Below are 16,507 nucleotides of genomic sequence, written 5' to 3'. Positions count from 1 at the left end.
CAGTTACGGACGACCACTTACTGACCTGCAGCTTCCTTGGCAATAGCATCCAGCAAGGCATTCACTTCGCCGATAGCCGCCTTGGATTCCTCAGAGCCTGTTTCGCCGAGGTGACGATATCCGACCGTTACGGTGCCAGGCTGGTCCGGAGTTTCGTAGACGAATACCGAATAGGGGCAATAGGCGATGTTCGCAGCGTCAGCCTCCATCACCTTGCGCGAGAGATTGGCCGAGCAGAACAACATGGCCTGCGCCTTGACGAAGATCTGCTTCTGACCACCGACATCTTGTGATGTGCGATCCAGCATGTCGCCTATGTGCGAGACGTAATCGATGACCAGGCCATGATTGACGATGGCATTTTCAAGATCGAAACGCACATCATCAAAGGCCGCTGAAACCTGGTAGGCGGTAACGCCTTCCGGAATTGACTGGGCGCTGGCGGCTCCGGTGCCGCAAACTCCGAGGCCCACAAAAGCAATTGCGATCCGAAACGGCTTCCTGAAACTTTCAAACATGCGACGTCCTCCCGAGCATGAAGACCAGAATACTCCGCTCTTCATGCCCGCGCCATTGATACATCGCAAATTTTGAATATTTCCTCGACTATCTCCGGCTTAGATATCGACCTCGACTGTACCGATCGGATTGGAGCAACACGCCAGAATGAAACCGGCCTCGATATCTTCATCGCTGATGCCGCCGGAGTGGACCATGTGAACTTCACCGGAAAGTTTCTTCACCTTGCAGGTGCCACACACACCGAACGTACAGCCCGACGGGATATTGAGCCCTGCATCCTTTGCAACGGCCAGAACCGTGTCGGTTTCCGAACACCAGGAAGACACCTTGGAGTTGGCAAAGACGATCTGGGCCTGCACGTCGTCCTGAGGTACGACATCATCGAACTCTGTCAGTTCAGCCTTGGTTTCTGCGGGCGCCTGGAAGCTTTCCTGGAAATAGTTTTCCATGTTGAAACCGAGCGAGTTCAAAATCTCGCGCACGGATTCCATGAAGCCTTCGGGGCCGCAGCAATAGACTTCGCGCTCCAGATAGTCGTTGCACATCAGGCCCAGCATCAGCTGGTTGAAGTGCCCGCGGTAACCGGTCCAGACCTCGTAAGGATCGCTCTTCGTGACGACGAAGTGCAGTTGCAAACCGTTGACGCGGCTCGCCATGTACTCAAGCCGCTTGCGGAAGATCAGATCAACAGGCCGCGTTGCGCACTGGATGAAACAAATGTCCGGATCCTCACCGCGCTCGAAGAGCGTCGTCGCCATCGACATCATGGGCGTAACGCCGGAGCCGGCTGAAATGAACAGGTACTTGTTGTCCGGATTGCGCGGCAGATGGAACAGCCCAGCCGGTCCATAAGCCTTGATCTGCATGCCGGGAACAAGGTTCTCCAGCATCCATTTCGTACCGACGCTGTCCTGCTGGACCTTTACCGTTACGGAGATATAGGCGTTGGTCACCGGCGAAGAGGAAATCGTATAGGTGCGTTGAACGTTTCCGCCAGGCACCGGGAGATCGAGCGTGATGAACTGGCCGGCCCGATAGACGAAAGTCGCGCCTGATGGCGGACGGAAGGTGAAGGTTTTCACCCCCGGCGCCTCGGGCAGAACACTCACGCATTCCAGAACTTCACTGTCGGACCAGACCGGCGTATCGCGTCCGGGCATCGGAATCATCGTACTACTCCGCCGCGACACGGAAACGGCCCATCAGACCGTTTTCCAGGGTTCGGGCGTACCAGTCGACGAACTGGATAACGCCGCTTTCCTGAGCCGGAGAATACGGCCCCGGTTCATAGGCCGGCGACTTGATCCCGATCTGGTTTTCCTCAACGATCTGACGATCCTCATCGTTGGTGTGGACCCAGACTTCCGTCAGCCGCTTGAGGTCGTAGTCGACCCCTTCCTGAGCGTCCTTGTGCACCAGCCAGGTGGTTGTCACCTCGGTTTCCATGGGACTGATCGGCAGAACGCGGAATGTCAGCACCTGGTCGGACAGGAAGTGGTTCCAGGTGTTCGGATAATGGAAGAACAGGCAAGACCCCGCGTTGTCGAAGGGCACGGACCCGATACGCTTGGAAACGGCTGCCTTGCCATCCATGGTGTAGCTGACCGCATCTCCCAGGAACGGAATGCGCACGAAACGCCATTGCTCGGACGGCGAAATCAGGAACCTGGACGGAAGCCCTGCGCCTTCGCAACGTTCCACATGCGCCTTGCCGACGTTGGAAGAGGTTGAATCGTCACCACCGACGAGGTTGGGATCGTCCGGGAATGTCCGGCATAGCGACGGATGCGACCCGGAGCAGTGATAGCACTCGCGGTTGTTCTCCAGAACAAGCTTCCAGTTGCCCTGCTCGACGATGGTCGACTGGTGGGCAACCTTGAGGTTGGAAAGGTCGTGCGGGCCGAGATAGCGTTCAGCCTGCTTTTCCAGTTCCGTGGTGTCGGGAGCAACGGCAGCAAGGCAGATGAACACCATGCCTGAAACGGTCACGCAGTGTACGGTCTTCAGTCCATGGTTTTCCGGCTTGAACTCCGGCCCCATTTCGCGCGCCCACAGAAGCTTGCCGTCGAGTTCGTAGGTCCACTGGTGGTACGGACAGACGAGCTTGGGCGCCGAACCTTTGGATGCTGCACAAATACGGCTGCCGCGGTGACGGCAGGAATTGTGGAATGAGCGAATGACACCGTCGGCTCCACGCACGATGATGATGTTGTAATCACCGATCTGAAGCGTGACGTAATTTCCCGACTTCGGCAGCTCGGCTGACGGAATGGCGAAAATCCATTCCTTCTGCCAGATGTTCTTCAGGTCCGCCTGGTAGACGTCGGCATCGGTGTAGAAGGCCTGGGGCAAAGAATACCCGGCTCGTCGGCCCATCAGAAGTGATAGAATTTCCGCATCGCTGAACATGGTGACACATCCTCTTTGGCCGAGTCTCCCGGCCTGTCCTTGCCGGGAACGTTAGGCCCACCCGACCCCACCGCCGTAGCGCAAAAGCGTCATTTGGTTATCCATGTAAGACGCTGCCCAAATTTTCCGCGTGCGGTGCAGCATCACGTCAAATGTCCTTGACCAAACGTAACGCATCATAGATTGCCGCATGGGTGTTGCGAGCCGCAACCGCATCGCCGATGCGGAAAAGCGCGAATGTGCCATCCAGGTTGGCCTCGAGAGGCTGCGGGCGGCCAAAAATCAACGCTTCCTGCTGAACTGCACCAAGGTTTTTCGACATCGGCTTCAGCTCGAAATAGAGTTCGTCCATCGGTATTGTACCGTGATTGACGACGATTTGGTCGAATTCCCGCTCTTCCGTGTGGCTGGAATAGTCTGTTCCAACGACAGCGGTGATCAAGTTCCCGGAACGCTTTGCGGCTTTCAGGCGGTAGGTGACCGTGAAGCGAACGTCCTTGTCCTGCAGCGATCGCATGTAAGGCACCAGGTTCATTGCCATGACATCCGGGGCGAAGGACCTGTCCGGCGTCATGATCTCCACGTGAGCGCCGGATTTTGCGATCATCTCGGCCGCCTGAAGTGCGGGATGATCACCGGCATCGTCGTAGACGAGAACACGTTTGCCCGGTTTGACGTCGCCAGCAATGATATCCCAGGCAGAGACAACAAGATCATTGCCTTCGCTCAGGACTTCCGTATGCGGCAAGCCTCCTGTTGCGACGATCACCACATCCGGGTTTTCTCCCGTGATATCTTCTGCTTCTGCAAAAGTGTTGAAACGGAACTTCACGTCTTTCGCCAGGCACTGGTCCATTCGCCAGTCGATTATGGAGATCATTTCACGCCTGCGCTCGGATTGCGCTGTCAGCCGGACCTGACCACCGGCATGTGGCGCTGCCTCGAACACGATCACATCGTGCCCCCGTTCGCCTGCAACGCGCGCCGCTTCCATGCCGGCGGGCCCTGCGCCAACGACGACCACCTTCTTTTTCGTGTCCGCGACCGGGATCTCGTGGGGCATGGTCAATTCCCGACCGGTTGCCGGGTTGTGGATGCAAAGTGCATCACCAGCCTGATAGATGCGGTCGAGACAATAGGTTGCTCCCACACAGGGGCGGATATCCCCTTCCCGCTTTTCGGCAATTTTCCTGACCATCATAGGGTCGGCCATATGTGCCCGCGTCATGCCGACCATGTCCAGAAGCCCTTCGGCGATCGCATGGCGCGCTGTTGCGACATCGGGGATCTTGGCTGCATGGAAGGTCGGCATGCCGACTTCCTTCTTGATGCGGCCGGCGAAATCCAGATGCGGGGCGTTTCGCATGCCCTGAACGGGAATCACGTCGGTGAGCCCCGGATCAGTGTCGATGTGGCCCCGAATGACATTGAGGAAGTCGACCTGTCCCGTAGCCTTCAGGCGACGGGCAATTTCAAGACCTTCGTCTTCCGTGATGCCTCCGTCCAAATCCTCGTCCGCGGTAAAACGGATGCCCAGAATGAAGTCGTCACCAACCCTCTGCCGAACCGCCTCGATGACTTGGAGTGAAAAGCGCATCCGGTTTTCCAGTGAACCACCGTACGGCCCATCCAGCGTGTTGGTGACCGGCGACCAGAACTGGTCCATCAGGTGACCGTAGGCCTGCAGCTCTATGCCATCCATCCCGCCGGCCTTCATGCGTTCCGCCGCGTCGGCATAGTCCGCTATGATGCGGGCGATGTCCCACTCTTCGACCTGCTTGGGAAAGGCCCGGTGCGCTGCTTCACGTTCATGGCTGGACGAAACCGCAGGTAACCAGTCCCCCTTGTTCCAGTGTGTTCGGCGACCAAGATGGGTCAGCTGGATCATCACCGCACAATCGTGTTCGTGGCAGGCATCCGTAAGCCGCTTGATCCACGGCACGACTTCGTCCTTGTAGGCAAGGATATTGTTGAAGACGGGCGGCGAGTTGCGAGAGACGGCCGCGGAGCCGGCGGTCATGGTCAGTGCGACACCGGCCTTTGCCCGAACCTCGTGATAGGCGCGATACCGGTCCTTCGGCATGCCATCCTCAGGATAGGCAGGTTCGTGCGACGTGATCATGATCCGGTTTTTCAGCGTCAAATGTTTCAGCTGATAGGGCTGCAACAACGGATCTTTCGACATCTCTTTCCTCTCCGGGCATTCCACCGCGTCACGGATTTCCTCAGGTTTGCAAAGATTAAGTCCCACCGATCATCTTTGGAAAGTCTGAAAAGCGACATAAGTGTCGCTTTTGTCGACATTAGTGTCAATTTTGATTGCCGGCAGGCCGGTGCTTTGTTATCGCAAGCACATGAGCGACCTATTGATCGAAAAAACGTCCGGTTGGCGCGGCACACGTGAAATCTGGATCGAAGCTGCCTACCAGGCGCTGATTGAACATGGCATTGATGCCGTCAAGGTGATGCCCCTGGCCGACAGGCTCGGTCTGTCGCGGACCAGTTTCTACGGCCATTTCTCAGACCGGAACGACCTGCTCGATGCCTTGATCACCCAGTGGCAAACGAAAAACACCGGCAATCTGGTCAAACGGACCGAGGATTACGCGGAGACAATCACCGAGGCGATCCTGAACCTTTTCGATTTGTGGCTACTGCCGGAGCTGTTCGATTCCCGGCTGGAATTTGCGATGCGCAACTGGGCACATGCGGATCCGGACCTGACGCCCATGCTGGAAGAAGCCGACCGGGTGCGGATCGAGGCTTTTACGGCGATGTTCGAACGTTTTGGCTATGAACACGCCTCGGCCGACGTGAGAGCCAACACCATGTATCTGACGCAGATCGGCTATATCTCCATCGTCAAGGATCGGCCGAGCGAGCCGCTTGGCCCCAGGCTTCAGCGCATGCCCCACTACATCGAGATCTTTACCGGGAAAACCGTATCCGATGCCGAATTCGCCAGATTTCGCGCGCGCCATCCGCTGGGTCCCGGTAAGACTGAATGATTATGGGTGACCACGACCCGAGTTGATCCTATCCTGCCCCGACAAGGAAGGATCATGACCACCTCGCAAGATGCCTCACCGCCCTCCTCCTCGGTTCCCCCCGGCATTGATGCCGGTTTCTGGCGCCGGACAGCACCGCCGGACTTGCGCAGCCTTTTCACCGACATCATCGGCTACGAAGAGCGAAACCCGCAGACGAACAGGCAGGTTGAAACCGCCTCGCTGACCATTCCGCTCATCCTGAGTTTCGGCGATCCGTTTGAAATCGCGCTCGGTCAGCATCCAACCGCTGAAAACGAGCGTCCCACTTTTCTGGCCGGGCTCAGCAGTTCTCCGGTTTTCATTCAGTCAAATGGCCGTGCCAAATGCCTGCAGATCAACTTTACTCCGATCGGTGCCCGTCATTTTTTCCGATTCCCAATGGACCTGCTGACGGACCAGATGTTGCCGTTTGCCGATGTCGCGGAACCGGAACTGGCTGAATTTGTCCGCCGGATCGAGGATCTGACAAGCTGGAATGCGCGGCTTGATCATGCCCTTGCCTACGTCATCAAACGCCTACGGCAAGACACCCTCCAACGAACGCCGGCGGACCATGTGTTGCGACGGCTACTTGAAACAGGAGGCCAGGTCTCAGTCACATCTTTGGCTAAGGAGATTGGCTGGAGCCGAAAGCACCTGGCACAAAAATTTCGGAAGGATATCGGCCTTCGACCCAAGACGGTTGCCCGGGTGATCCGCTTCGGCAAGGTGCTCAAACATGCACAGAACTGCTGCGACATCGACTGGGCCGGGTTGGCGGTCGATTGTGGTTACGCAGATCAGTCCCATCTCATTCGGGACTTTTCCGAGTTTTCCGGTCAGTCACCGGAAGCCTGGCGCGCACGGCTGCTGAATGGCACTGCCAACACCTGGTAGGTAACAAAACTTCAATCCCGCAAAATCGCGAAGAGCTATCACCTCCTTCATCAAAGGAGGTACGACATGTCTCATGAAGCAAGCAGAATTTATCCCGTTTTCCGGTTCGGCAATGCCAATGCCATGATCAAGTGGCTCGCAGATTCATTCGGGTTTGTCGAACACGAAGTGCACCGGGACGACCACGGCACTGTGGTGCATGCAGAGCTGGCTTTCGGATCAGCCATGATCATGGTCGGTCAGGCCCGCGACGACGCTTTTGCAAAGATCATCGGGCATCCGGATGGCCCTTGCGGCAAGGCAATCTACCTGGCGGTGGAGAATGCCGACAAACTGTTCGACCGCGCCACTGCGGCTGGGGCGACAATCCTGGAGGGGTTGACGAACCGGGACTACGGCAGCCGGGAACTCATTTGCCAGGATCCGGAAGGAAACATCTGGAGCATCGGCACCTATTGGCCCAAAACGTCCACGTGAACCAACCAGAAGACCGAATGAACCTGAGGGGTTCGCTGGCCGGAACGGATCGTGTTGCCGGCCAGTTCACTTGTCCCGGTCGGGTTTAGGCTTTTCCGGTGCCACATAGCTGAGCGGCAAGGCCGTGGTGTTCTTGATCTGCTCCATGGCGAAGGTGGTCGAGACATCCGAAATGTCGATCCGGGAAATCAGCTTCTTGTAAAAGGCGTCATAGGCCTCGATGTCCGGCACGGCGACACGCAGCAGATAGTCGACCTGACCTGCCATCCTGTAGAATTCGACCACTTCGGGAAACTCCCGGATGACATCGGCGAATTTCTTCAGCCAGTCTTCGGAGTGCTGGCTCGTGGTAATGGCGACGAAGGCCGTTACCTTCGCATTGACCTTTGCCGGGTCCAGCAAGGCGACGCGGCCGGTGATGACCCCGTCTTCTTCCATTTTCTGAATGCGCCGCCAGCACGGCGTGGTCGACAGCCCCACCCTGCGGCCGATTTCAGCCACCGGAACGGTACAATCTTCCTGGAGAATGGACAGGATGCGACGGTCGATACGATCAATCATGAATTCAAGATCCGGCCAGGAGCAACAGAGATTCCCGACCGCGCAGACCGCAACATGTTGGGAAATCATTTTCATTGAAGATAAAAACTCGTAACTGAGTTTCAATGAAAATGTCAATTCTCACCGAAATGAGAATTATTTTCGAATTCCAGCAATTAGGGCACCATTGTAAGGCGCTGAACCTCACCTCTAAGAACTGGCAGCAGCTCGGTTTCAAACCACGGGTTCTTTCTCAGCCACGCATTGTTGCGCCAGGAAGGATGCGGCAACGGCAGGACCGCCGGTTTGCCGTCCATCTGCCGAGCGAAATGGTGACGCCAGTTCGACACTGTCTCGGTAAGGGATTTCTGCCGGTTTGACCCGAGATGATAGGCTTGGGCGTATTGGCCGATAACCAGCACCAGTTCGATCTGCGGCATGGCGGCAAACAAGCGGTCATGCCAGGCCTTGCGGCATTCGGTGCGCGGCGGCAGATCGCCCCCTTTTGCGTCCAGTCCAGGAAAACAAAACCCCATCGGCACGATGGCCAGTTTACCGGCGTCGTAGAAAATATCCTCGTCGATGCCCATCCAGTTTCTCAACCGGTCACCCGAGGGATCGGTGAACGGTCTGCCGCTCTGGTGAACGCGTGTGCCTGGCGCTTGTCCGCAGACACAAAGCCTTGCTGTTCCAGACACTTGCAGAACTGGTCTGGGCTCATGCGGTAACGCCGACTTTTCAGGGTTCTCGACGCAGATCCGGCACGACCGAACGTCAGCCGCGAGTCTGTCGAGTGTTTTCGAATTCGTCTTTTCTGACAATGAGTTGCACCTTGGCACAGCCTGTTAACACTTCCCTTACCACGATCTTGAGGACGATCTTAAGGAATGGTGAGTCAGGTTGAATAAACACGCGGCAGCGCGATAACAAAATCAAAACTTTGGGCAGCAAATGGCATCGGTTGCGTCAGAAACCGGCGACGACAAAGTCACCATCAACGAACAGCGCGCCAAGCGTCGTCGTGAGATGGCGCGCTCGGCCAACGATGTGCGCAGCCGCCTTGGTACGCCTGAAAACTGGTACACGTCTTTCGATCTGGAACGGCAGCATCTGTTTGCCGACACCCGCATCAACGCTGCCTACGCGGTCCCCCTTCTCGCCCTGATCGTTGCCGCGATCTCCGTTCTGTGGATCAACCCTCTCTTCATCGGCGCCTGGTTTACGGCGACGCTTTGCACCCACTTCATGATGGTGATCACCAGCCATTCCTACGAGAAGGCTCCGTCCGACCAGAAAGCCCGCATCTACTGGCGGCGCAGGTTCGCCTTTGGTGACTTCGTCTACGGCTGCAGCTGGGCCAGCTTCTTTCTGCTGCCCCAGACCAGCGAATCCGGCGACGGATTTGTCATCTTTCATTTCGCGACGCTGCTGATCGTGGTTGCCATGAACACGATGCAGTCGGCCACCCTGCCGAAATGCCTGCTTGCCAGCACCTTGCCCATGACACTGATCGTCACCGCGAGCTTCCTGCAGCAGGTGAACCCGATCCACTATACGCTCGCCGCCATGGCGATCGGCGCGCAGGGCTTCTTCCTGATCCTGGGCAACCAGCTTCTGAAGAACGCCAACACGATGCTGGAATACCGGGCCGACAAGGATCACCTGATCGCCGAGCTGGAAACTGCGAACGCGATGTCGGACGAAGCGCGCCGCCGCGCAGAGGCTGCCAACCTTGCCAAGTCCCGCTTCCTGGCCACGATGAGCCATGAACTGCGGACACCGCTCAACGCCATCCTCGGATTTTCCGAAATCATGAAGGATGAAGTGCTCGGCAAGATGCACAACAAGAACTACCAGTCCTATGCCGAAGACATTCACGGCTCGGGACAACACCTGCTCAACCTGATCAACGAAATTCTCGACCTGTCCCGCATCGAGGCCGGTCGGCACGAATTGCATGAGGAACCGATCTTCCTGGACGATATCGTCGAGGAATGCGGGACCATGATGAAGGTTCGGGCAAAGGCCAAGACGATTTCGCTTCACCACACCCACGAGCCGGACTTGCCGCGCGTTTGGGCGGACGAGCGAGCCCTGCGTCAGGTGGTGCTCAACCTCCTGTCCAACGCCGTGAAGTTCACACCGGTGAACGGTGAGGTCTGGATCAAGGTCGGACCAACGTCAGATGGCGGACAATACGTCTCGATAAAGGATACGGGCCCCGGTATTCCGGAAGACGAAATTCCGACCGTACTGGAAGCTTTCGGTCAGGGGTCTCATGCCATCAAGACGGCAGAACCGGGGACCGGTCTTGGCCTGTCCATCGTCCAGGCGCTGATCAACATGCACGATGGCAAGTTCTCGCTGAAGTCCAGGCCCGGCGAAGGCACGGAGGTGATCGTCACCCTGCCGAGAGCCAGGATCATGAACTATTCGCCGGATGTCATCTGGGTGGACCCGAACGACAAGGACAGCGGCGTACCGTCCGGCAAGGCAAGATCGGCCTGAGCCGCATCAGCGGTTTCAGGCCGCTTCAATTTCAGAAAGAGCTTCAGTCGTCTTTTTCGGACACACCAGCGTCTGCGAAGGTGGCCATGCCGGAGTGCATTTCGGCGGCGGCCTTGGCAATACCTGCAGCGAGTGCAGCACCGGAGCCTTCACCCAGACGCATGCCAAAATCGAGCAGCGCATCCTTGCCCATGTGCTCGAGCACCTTCGCATGGGCCTGCTCTGCCGAAACATGGGCGAAGAGGCAGTGGTCGAGACCGGCCGGGTCCATCGCATAGACAACAGCAGCAGCAGCCGTCGTGACAAAGCCATCGACAATCACCGGAACGCGCTGCAGGCGTGCGGCAATGATGAGGCCGGTCATGGCTGCAATCTCGCGGCCACCGATGCGACGCAGGATTTCCAGCGGATCGCGTTCGCCGTTCAGTCGAGCAACTGCTTTTTCGACAGCATCGCGTTTGCGGGCAAGGCCCTCGTCGTCAACGCCGGTACCGCGCCCGATCCAGTCTTCAGCCTTGCCGCCGAACAGCGCATTGATAACCGCAGCAGCGACTGTGGTGTTGCCGATCCCCATTTCGCCAAGACAGATCAGGTCAATCCCGCCGGCAAGCGCTTCCATGCCGTATGCCATGGTCGCAGCGCAATTGGCTTCGTCCATCGCGTCTTCCCGCGTGATGCTGGGGGTCGGCATGTCGACCGCCAGGTCGAACACCTTCAGGCCGATGTCATAAGCGCGGCAGATCTGGTTGATTGCAGCACCGCCAGCCGCGAAGTTCTCGACCATCTGCCGGTTGACCGCACTTGGAAACGCGGACACGCCTTCATCCGCAACCCCATGGGCGGTCGCGAAGATGCCGACCATCGGCCGCGTGATCTTCGGCGGTGCCTTGCCGGACCAGGCAGCCAGCCATTCGGCAATTTCTTCAAGCCTTCCGAGCGAACCGGCAGGTTTGGTCAACTCCGCATCCCGGGCCTTCACCTTCGCGAGCGCATCCTCGTCCGGCCCCGGCATGGATTTCACCAGATTGCGGATATCGTCAAAGGGCAGCGCGGTCTCGGAGAGGGACATGTTCTTTTGGTTCCGGTTGTTCGCGGCCGTCGAGTGGCCACTTGGTCTCGCTTAGCCGCTGTTCTATAACTTCGCCCGGTAAAAACTCAAGCACGGGACCGGCCTGATGAGCTCTGAAACCGACCAAGAGCCTGATTCACAGGTTGAAACGCGGTCCAGGAAAACCCGGGATCAACACCAGGTCTGGCTGCACGAGGGCAAGGCACTCGCCGCGGACACTGCAGCTTGCGTACGATTCTTCTCCCGGCTGTCGCTGCCTGCAGTCAACACCGAAGACGACCCGATGTCCCCTCCGGACTTTGTTCGGATCGCCCGTGCAGCGCCTCTGGCAGGCGCAATCATTGCCCTGCCCGCGGCCGGCGTCGGTGTTGCGCTCGGTTTCACCCAACTGCCGCTTCTGGCCGTTGCGGTTCTCCTGACCGCGGTTCTTGCGGCAACGACCGGAGCGCTTCACGAAGATGGCTTGAGCGACGTAGCCGACGGCTTCTTCGGCGGTGCAACCCGCGAAAGACGGCTCGACATCATGAAGGACAGCCGCATCGGAGCCTTTGGGGCTCTCGCCCTGATGATCTCGGTACTCCTGCGCGCCGTCCTGCTTGCAGCGCTTTGGCAAAAATTCGGACCGGCTGATGCGGCGCTGCTTTTTCTGGCGGGAGAAGCCCTCAGCCGGATGCTGCTTGTCTGGCAGTGGCAATGCCTGCCATCTGCAAGACCTGAAGGGCTCGGCGCTCGCTTTGGAAAACCTTCCCGGTCAACCGTGCAACAAGCTTTTCTTGTGACGTCGCCCGTGATGCTGCCTGCGTTCTTCCTGCTCTCCCTGCCGGCCTTGCTGATGGCCCTTGTCATCGCCATCGTCGCGGCACATGCGACCGGTCGGCTTGCCGTGGCCAAGATTGGCGGAGCCACTGGCGATGTTTTAGGCGCAGTTCAACAACTCACTGGTCTTGGCTTTCTTGCAGGGATGCTTATGGTGCCGTGAGTAGCGGATAGAGGCCTTGGTGGCGGGAATAGCTCACATGTCAGTATCGGGCAATTCAGTTAGACGAGAAGCAACAGGTTTGCGCGCAGCAACCCTGTTGATCGTTTTTGCCATCTTGTCCGCCTGTTCCGGAAGGCCGGAAGTCGGAGCGCTCGCGCTCAACGAAGACCCGGTCGTTGGTGCCAGGGTAAATGATATCCTGATCGTCACCACCCGCCAGCGGGACGACCGCCCCGACACCTATTTCAGCGGTGAACGTTCAGCCGCGGTCAATTACGCGGAAGCCTCGATTTCGGTACCGCCTTCTCACAAACCGGGCCAGATCGAGTGGCCCGAAAGTCTGCCGGGTAACCCCAAGACCGACTTTGTTGCTCGCAAGGCCGACTACATTGCCGACAAGGCCGCCTTCCGGCGTTCCGTCAACGCCAGGCTTGCCAGTTTGCCGCGTGGCGAACGCGACATAATGCTGTTCATTCACGGCTACAACACGCGCTTTCCGGAAGGGCTTTACCGGTTCGCGCAGATTGTCAACGACAGTCAGTTCCAGGGCGTCCCGGTTCTGTTTACCTGGGCCTCACGCGGCAAGCTTCAGGATTACGTCTACGACCTCAACAGCGCCGCGATTGCTCGTGGAGCCCTTGAAGAAACGCTTGTGGAACTTGCCAAGACCAATGCCGACAACATCACCATTCTCGCCCACTCCATGGGCAATTGGCTGTTGATGGAAACCGCGGTACAGGCACGACCGGAAAACCGCCGGCTTGTCGCAAAGCATGTCAACGACATCATTCTGGCGGCGCCCGACATCGATATCGACCTCTTCAAGACCCAGCTCAAGCGAATTGGCCCGATGCCCCGACCATTTACCGTTATCGTTTCGCGTGACGACAAGGCCCTGCGCATCTCGCGCACCATCGCAGGCGGCAAGGAACGTGTCGGGGCTTTCTCCAACGATCAGGAACTGGCGGAACTCGGTGCTGTCGTTATCGATGTGACCGAGCTTGAATCGCTGGACAGCACGAACCATTCGAAATTTGCACAGCTTGCACAGCTGCAGCCTGACTTGCGCAAGGCACTCGGCAGCTCCGCACTCGGGTCCGGTGCCGACCACAACCGTGGCGCCAATCTTGGCGATGACCTGGGGTCCTTTGTGGGCACGACGGCACAGGCAGCAGTTACCTTGCCGATCAAGGTCATCACCGCGCCGTTCACCTATGCGTCAGGCGGCTATTGATCCGGTCATTATTCGCTGTTTTCCGCCCAATACAGTCTTGGCAACGCCACAATCTGCGGCCATATGCGCTTCATGAAGTCACCTTGTATCAACATCTGCCAGATCGACGCCAAATCAGGCCTTTGCACAGGCTGTCTGCGCACTCTTGACGAAATCGCGTCCTGGGCGAGTTACAGTGAGGCCAAGCGCAACCAGATCCTCGCAGAATTGGCGAACCGACCTCAGCCGACCACTGAGCCCGGAGTGCGCGGATGAACAATCCCAGAAACTACCGCGGCCTGATGGTCGTCATTCTGGTGCTGGTCATGGCAGTTGCCGCTTTCTATGCGTTTTTTGGTGACCCGACCGACCCGGCGAATGTCAACTTCGATGACACTGGCCCCCGGGTTGTTGCCCTTTCCGCACTCGCCTTCGTTTTTCTGGCCAGTTTCCTGTTCGGCCAGCCGAAAGCCCGCGAAATCCTGCATGGCACGGTTTTCTGGGGTGGGTTCTGTGCCCTGCTCGTTGTCGGCTATGTCTACAAGGCGGAACTGGTTCAGGCGGGTTACCGCGTTCTTGGGGCACTGGCACCCGGACTTGCCGTGACCCAGCCCGACGGCACCATTCTGATTGTCCGCGATGCTGGCGGGCATTTTGTACTGGATGGACGCATCAACGGTGCTCGAGCAGAGTTTCTGCTTGATACAGGTGCCAGTGCCGTTGTCCTGACCTATGAAGACGCGTTGCGTGCCGGCTACCGGCCGCAAGACCTGACATTTTCAGTACCGGTTTCCACCGCCAACGGCCGTGCACTGGTCGCGCCGGTAAAGATCGACACGATCACCATCGGCGATCACACGCTGCGCAACATCCGCGGTTTCGTCGGGCGCCAGGGGACGCTCGATTCCAGCCTTTTCGGCATGACCGCACTTGATCATCTGCGCAGTTGGCGCATCGAAGGCGACAAGCTGATCATGACGCCTTGAGCGGATCGGGAACTGCGCGATAATCCTACTCGGCTGCCGCCAGTTCGGCTCCTGCAGGACTGACCGCTGCAAGCGCCTTTTCGACCACTTCCAGACCAGCACCGGGCTTGATCGCCTCCACTGTCAGAATGCGCCGCCAGGACCTCGCCCCAGGACGCCCGTGGAACAAGCCCAGCATGTGCCGCGTCATATGTGCCAGTTTTACGCCCTTGCCCAATTGCTCTTCCAGATAAGCCATATGCGCCTTCACTGCATCCCATGGCGAGACGTCCGATCCGCTGGCGCCATAGAGCCGCCGGTCGACCTCTCCCATGATCTGCGGAGTGTGATAGGCAGCGCGGCCAAACATCAGGCCATCCAGGGCCTCCAGGAACGGCTCCGCCTGGTCCAGCGTCTGCAAGCCACCGTTGAGGCCGATGAACCTGTCCGGCAGACGCCGCTTCAGGCGCAGAACCCGCTCATAGTCGAGCGGCGGAATGTCCCTGTTTTCCTTTGGGCTGAGCCCCTTGAGCCAGGCCTTGCGCGCGTGCACCCACAAGGCATCTGCGCCCGCAGCAAAAACGGCATCCGCCATGGCGTCAAGCGCCGCTTCAGGGTCCTGTTCGTCGACACCGATCCGGCATTTCACGGTTACGGGAATATCGACGGCGGCCTTCATAGCTTCGACACATGCCGCCACCAATGCCGGTTCTTCCATCAGGCACGCGCCGAAGCGGCCGGACTGAACCCGGTCGGACGGGCAACCCACGTTGATATTGACCTCGTCATAGCCAAAATCGGCAACGATCCGCGCAGCTTCCACCATGTCCTTCGGATCGGATCCGCCCAACTGACAGGCAACCGGGTGCTCAATATCGGAAAAGCCTAGCAGATGCTGCCGGTCGCCATGGATCACCGCACCAGTCGTCACCATCTCCGTATAGAGCAGCGCATGCCGCGTCAGTTGCCGGTGAAACGCGCGGCAGTGGCGATCCGTCCACTCCATCATGGGGGCGATGGAAAACTTATGCTCTTGATACTGTTGCATTTTTCTTCAACTGCAAGGAACTGGCTCCGGACGTCCACCGTCCAGGCTGGACACGCCGCGAGGTGCGTTATCCAAGCTTGTTCTCATGTCGATCGACTTTAGTAGACGCGAAATAACAAATTTCGCGGCTTTTCAAAAGCTCCGCTTTTCACAAAGGGTAATTTCAACGTCCCTAGCGTCTATTCCGCCAAAGACCGCCAGCGCGACACGCCAGTGCCCTGGACGCCGGCTGATCTGGAAGGAACTGGCCGGACGGCGGAGGTCGGGCGGCGCAGAAATTGCGATGTCCCGATCGTCAGCCAAGGTAAAGCTGACGGTGGTCAGATCGGCTGTAATGCCCAGGCCAACAGCTTTCAGATACGCCTCTTTCAGCGTCCAGAAATCCAGAAATCTGGAGGTCTTGTGAGCTCCTTCAACCTTCGCCAGCTCTTGTCTTTCTCCGGGTGAACAAACGTCGCGCATCAACATGTCTACTTCGACCGCGCGCTGATCCGTTTCCGCATCAATGCCGATCACGCCTTCCCTTGTCACAGCGCACGCAACCAGGCCACGTGTATGCGTCAGGCTGAAGTCGAGTTCCGACCGACCAGCGACTGCCGGCTTTCCCGTAGCCATTGGCGCGAACTGCCAGTCGCGCGGTGCCGTACCGGGTTCCAGATCACTCAGGGTTTTCCGCAGCAACGCATGTGCAAGCGCGTAGTCCTTCCGGTCCTGATCGAAATGAAACGCATGAAACCGCTGTAGTTCATCCTCCGAGAGAATTTCCAGCGCAGATTCAAGATCCTCGGAGCTGCAGCCGGTCGTCTCCAGAATGATCGCCTTGGTGCCTGGCAAGTTAACTCCCGGAACTC

Annotated in this window: 17 protein-coding genes; 8 read left to right on the top strand and 9 right to left on the bottom strand. The window is 58.2% G+C overall.

Going from position 1 to position 16,507, the window contains the following annotated elements:
* Positions 1–17: 17 nt before the first annotated feature.
* From ACYQ6M_RS12230 to ACYQ6M_RS12215, 4 genes are all read right to left on the bottom strand, one after another.
* Positions 18–518 (bottom strand): DUF302 domain-containing protein, encoded by a 501-nt coding sequence (locus ACYQ6M_RS12230; RefSeq protein WP_460074076.1) that lies wholly within the window; start codon positions 516–518, stop codon positions 18–20.
* 99 nt (positions 519–617) lie between these two features.
* Positions 618–1,691 carry an FAD-binding oxidoreductase gene (locus ACYQ6M_RS12225; RefSeq protein ID WP_022999486.1) on the bottom strand — a complete coding sequence of 358 codons (1,074 nt, stop codon included), beginning with the start codon at positions 1,689–1,691 and terminating at the stop codon, positions 618–620.
* A 4-nt stretch (positions 1,692–1,695) separates the two neighbouring features.
* Entirely contained in the window at positions 1,696–2,931 is a 1,236-nt protein-coding gene (locus ACYQ6M_RS12220) for an aromatic ring-hydroxylating oxygenase subunit alpha (RefSeq protein WP_031268817.1), read from the bottom strand.
* 148 nt (positions 2,932–3,079) lie between these two features.
* A complete protein-coding gene (locus tag ACYQ6M_RS12215; RefSeq protein WP_460074073.1) occupies positions 3,080–5,116 on the bottom strand; it encodes an oxidoreductase in 2,037 nt (678 codons plus the stop codon).
* A gap of 169 nt (positions 5,117–5,285) precedes the next feature.
* On the opposite strand from ACYQ6M_RS12215, the gene ACYQ6M_RS12210 reads away from it, so the two are divergent.
* From ACYQ6M_RS12210 to ACYQ6M_RS12200, 3 genes are all read left to right on the top strand, one after another.
* On the top strand, positions 5,286–5,939 hold the full coding sequence (locus ACYQ6M_RS12210; protein ID WP_022999489.1) for a TetR/AcrR family transcriptional regulator: 654 nt from the start codon (positions 5,286–5,288) through the stop codon (positions 5,937–5,939).
* 54 nt (positions 5,940–5,993) lie between these two features.
* Positions 5,994–6,857, top strand: coding sequence for a helix-turn-helix domain-containing protein (locus ACYQ6M_RS12205; protein ID WP_055653846.1), 864 nt, complete (start codon positions 5,994–5,996; stop codon positions 6,855–6,857).
* 66 nt (positions 6,858–6,923) lie between these two features.
* Positions 6,924–7,334, top strand: coding sequence for a VOC family protein (locus ACYQ6M_RS12200; RefSeq protein WP_460074070.1), 411 nt, complete (start codon positions 6,924–6,926; stop codon positions 7,332–7,334).
* A gap of 66 nt (positions 7,335–7,400) precedes the next feature.
* Here ACYQ6M_RS12200 and ACYQ6M_RS12195 read toward each other — a convergent pair whose 3' ends face one another.
* The gene (locus tag ACYQ6M_RS12195; protein WP_031268819.1) at positions 7,401–7,892 is read right to left on the bottom strand and encodes an Lrp/AsnC family transcriptional regulator; all 492 of its coding nucleotides are present in this window, start codon (positions 7,890–7,892) and stop codon (positions 7,401–7,403) included.
* A 158-nt stretch (positions 7,893–8,050) separates the two neighbouring features.
* Positions 8,051–8,695, bottom strand: a complete 645-nt coding sequence (locus tag ACYQ6M_RS12190; protein ID WP_460074068.1) for a uracil-DNA glycosylase family protein — start codon at positions 8,693–8,695, stop codon at positions 8,051–8,053.
* A 130-nt stretch (positions 8,696–8,825) separates the two neighbouring features.
* Between ACYQ6M_RS12190 and ACYQ6M_RS12185 the strand changes: the two genes are divergently transcribed.
* Complete coding sequence (locus ACYQ6M_RS12185; protein WP_460074066.1) at positions 8,826–10,382, top strand: sensor histidine kinase; 1,557 nt, start codon at positions 8,826–8,828, stop codon at positions 10,380–10,382.
* A 43-nt stretch (positions 10,383–10,425) separates the two neighbouring features.
* On the opposite strand, the gene cobT is transcribed toward ACYQ6M_RS12185, so the two are convergent.
* Entirely contained in the window at positions 10,426–11,451 is a 1,026-nt protein-coding gene (gene cobT, locus ACYQ6M_RS12180) for a nicotinate-nucleotide--dimethylbenzimidazole phosphoribosyltransferase (RefSeq protein ID WP_077293057.1), read from the bottom strand.
* A gap of 106 nt (positions 11,452–11,557) precedes the next feature.
* Here cobT and ACYQ6M_RS12175 point away from each other — a divergent pair, with 106 nt between their 5' ends.
* The 4 genes from ACYQ6M_RS12175 (at position 11,558) to ACYQ6M_RS12160 (ending at position 14,629) form a co-directional block, all read left to right on the top strand.
* Entirely contained in the window at positions 11,558–12,430 is an 873-nt protein-coding gene (locus ACYQ6M_RS12175) for an adenosylcobinamide-GDP ribazoletransferase (RefSeq protein WP_460074064.1), read from the top strand.
* 79 nt (positions 12,431–12,509) lie between these two features.
* Positions 12,510–13,664, top strand: a complete 1,155-nt coding sequence (locus ACYQ6M_RS12170) for an alpha/beta hydrolase (protein ID WP_208992404.1) — start codon at positions 12,510–12,512, stop codon at positions 13,662–13,664.
* A gap of 63 nt (positions 13,665–13,727) precedes the next feature.
* Positions 13,728–13,919, top strand: a complete 192-nt coding sequence (locus tag ACYQ6M_RS12165; protein WP_081713301.1) for a DUF1289 domain-containing protein — start codon at positions 13,728–13,730, stop codon at positions 13,917–13,919.
* Positions 13,916–14,629 carry a retropepsin-like aspartic protease family protein gene (locus tag ACYQ6M_RS12160; protein ID WP_062488963.1) on the top strand — a complete coding sequence of 238 codons (714 nt, stop codon included), beginning with the start codon at positions 13,916–13,918 and terminating at the stop codon, positions 14,627–14,629. Before ACYQ6M_RS12165 ends, ACYQ6M_RS12160 begins: the two co-directional genes overlap by 4 nt.
* A gap of 25 nt (positions 14,630–14,654) precedes the next feature.
* Here the strand turns inward: ACYQ6M_RS12160 and dusA are convergent, their stop codons facing one another.
* Complete coding sequence (gene dusA, locus ACYQ6M_RS12155; RefSeq protein WP_460074061.1) at positions 14,655–15,656, bottom strand: tRNA dihydrouridine(20/20a) synthase DusA; 1,002 nt, start codon at positions 15,654–15,656, stop codon at positions 14,655–14,657.
* A gap of 132 nt (positions 15,657–15,788) precedes the next feature.
* Positions 15,789–16,490 carry a 4'-phosphopantetheinyl transferase family protein gene (locus ACYQ6M_RS12150; RefSeq protein WP_460074059.1) on the bottom strand — a complete coding sequence of 234 codons (702 nt, stop codon included), beginning with the start codon at positions 16,488–16,490 and terminating at the stop codon, positions 15,789–15,791.
* Between the last annotated feature and the right edge of the window lie 17 nt (positions 16,491–16,507).

It is taken from the genome of Roseibium sp. ROS1, assembly GCF_054658215.1.
This window is presented reverse-complemented; position numbering and strand designations above follow the sequence as displayed.

Excerpts from the sequence above, each read along its gene's own strand:
- ACYQ6M_RS12200 (WP_460074070.1), top strand. The coding sequence starts at position 6,924 with ATGTCTCATGAAGCAAGCAGAATTTATCCCGTTTTCCGGTTCGGCAAT.
- dusA (WP_460074061.1), bottom strand. The coding sequence starts at position 15,656 with ATGCAACAGTATCAAGAGCATAAGTTTTCCATCGCCCCCATGATGGAG.
- ACYQ6M_RS12215 (WP_460074073.1), bottom strand. The coding sequence starts at position 5,116 with ATGTCGAAAGATCCGTTGTTGCAGCCCTATCAGCTGAAACATTTGACG.
- ACYQ6M_RS12175 (WP_460074064.1), top strand. The coding sequence starts at position 11,558 with ATGAGCTCTGAAACCGACCAAGAGCCTGATTCACAGGTTGAAACGCGG.
- ACYQ6M_RS12160 (WP_062488963.1), top strand. The coding sequence starts at position 13,916 with ATGAACAATCCCAGAAACTACCGCGGCCTGATGGTCGTCATTCTGGTG.
- cobT (WP_077293057.1), bottom strand. The coding sequence starts at position 11,451 with ATGTCCCTCTCCGAGACCGCGCTGCCCTTTGACGATATCCGCAATCTG.
- ACYQ6M_RS12205 (WP_055653846.1), top strand. The coding sequence starts at position 5,994 with ATGACCACCTCGCAAGATGCCTCACCGCCCTCCTCCTCGGTTCCCCCC.
- ACYQ6M_RS12220 (WP_031268817.1), bottom strand. The coding sequence starts at position 2,931 with ATGTTCAGCGATGCGGAAATTCTATCACTTCTGATGGGCCGACGAGCC.
- ACYQ6M_RS12185 (WP_460074066.1), top strand. The coding sequence starts at position 8,826 with ATGGCATCGGTTGCGTCAGAAACCGGCGACGACAAAGTCACCATCAAC.
- ACYQ6M_RS12165 (WP_081713301.1), top strand. The coding sequence starts at position 13,728 with ATGCGCTTCATGAAGTCACCTTGTATCAACATCTGCCAGATCGACGCC.
- ACYQ6M_RS12210 (WP_022999489.1), top strand. The coding sequence starts at position 5,286 with ATGAGCGACCTATTGATCGAAAAAACGTCCGGTTGGCGCGGCACACGT.
- ACYQ6M_RS12230 (WP_460074076.1), bottom strand. The coding sequence starts at position 518 with ATGTTTGAAAGTTTCAGGAAGCCGTTTCGGATCGCAATTGCTTTTGTG.
- ACYQ6M_RS12225 (WP_022999486.1), bottom strand. The coding sequence starts at position 1,691 with ATGATTCCGATGCCCGGACGCGATACGCCGGTCTGGTCCGACAGTGAA.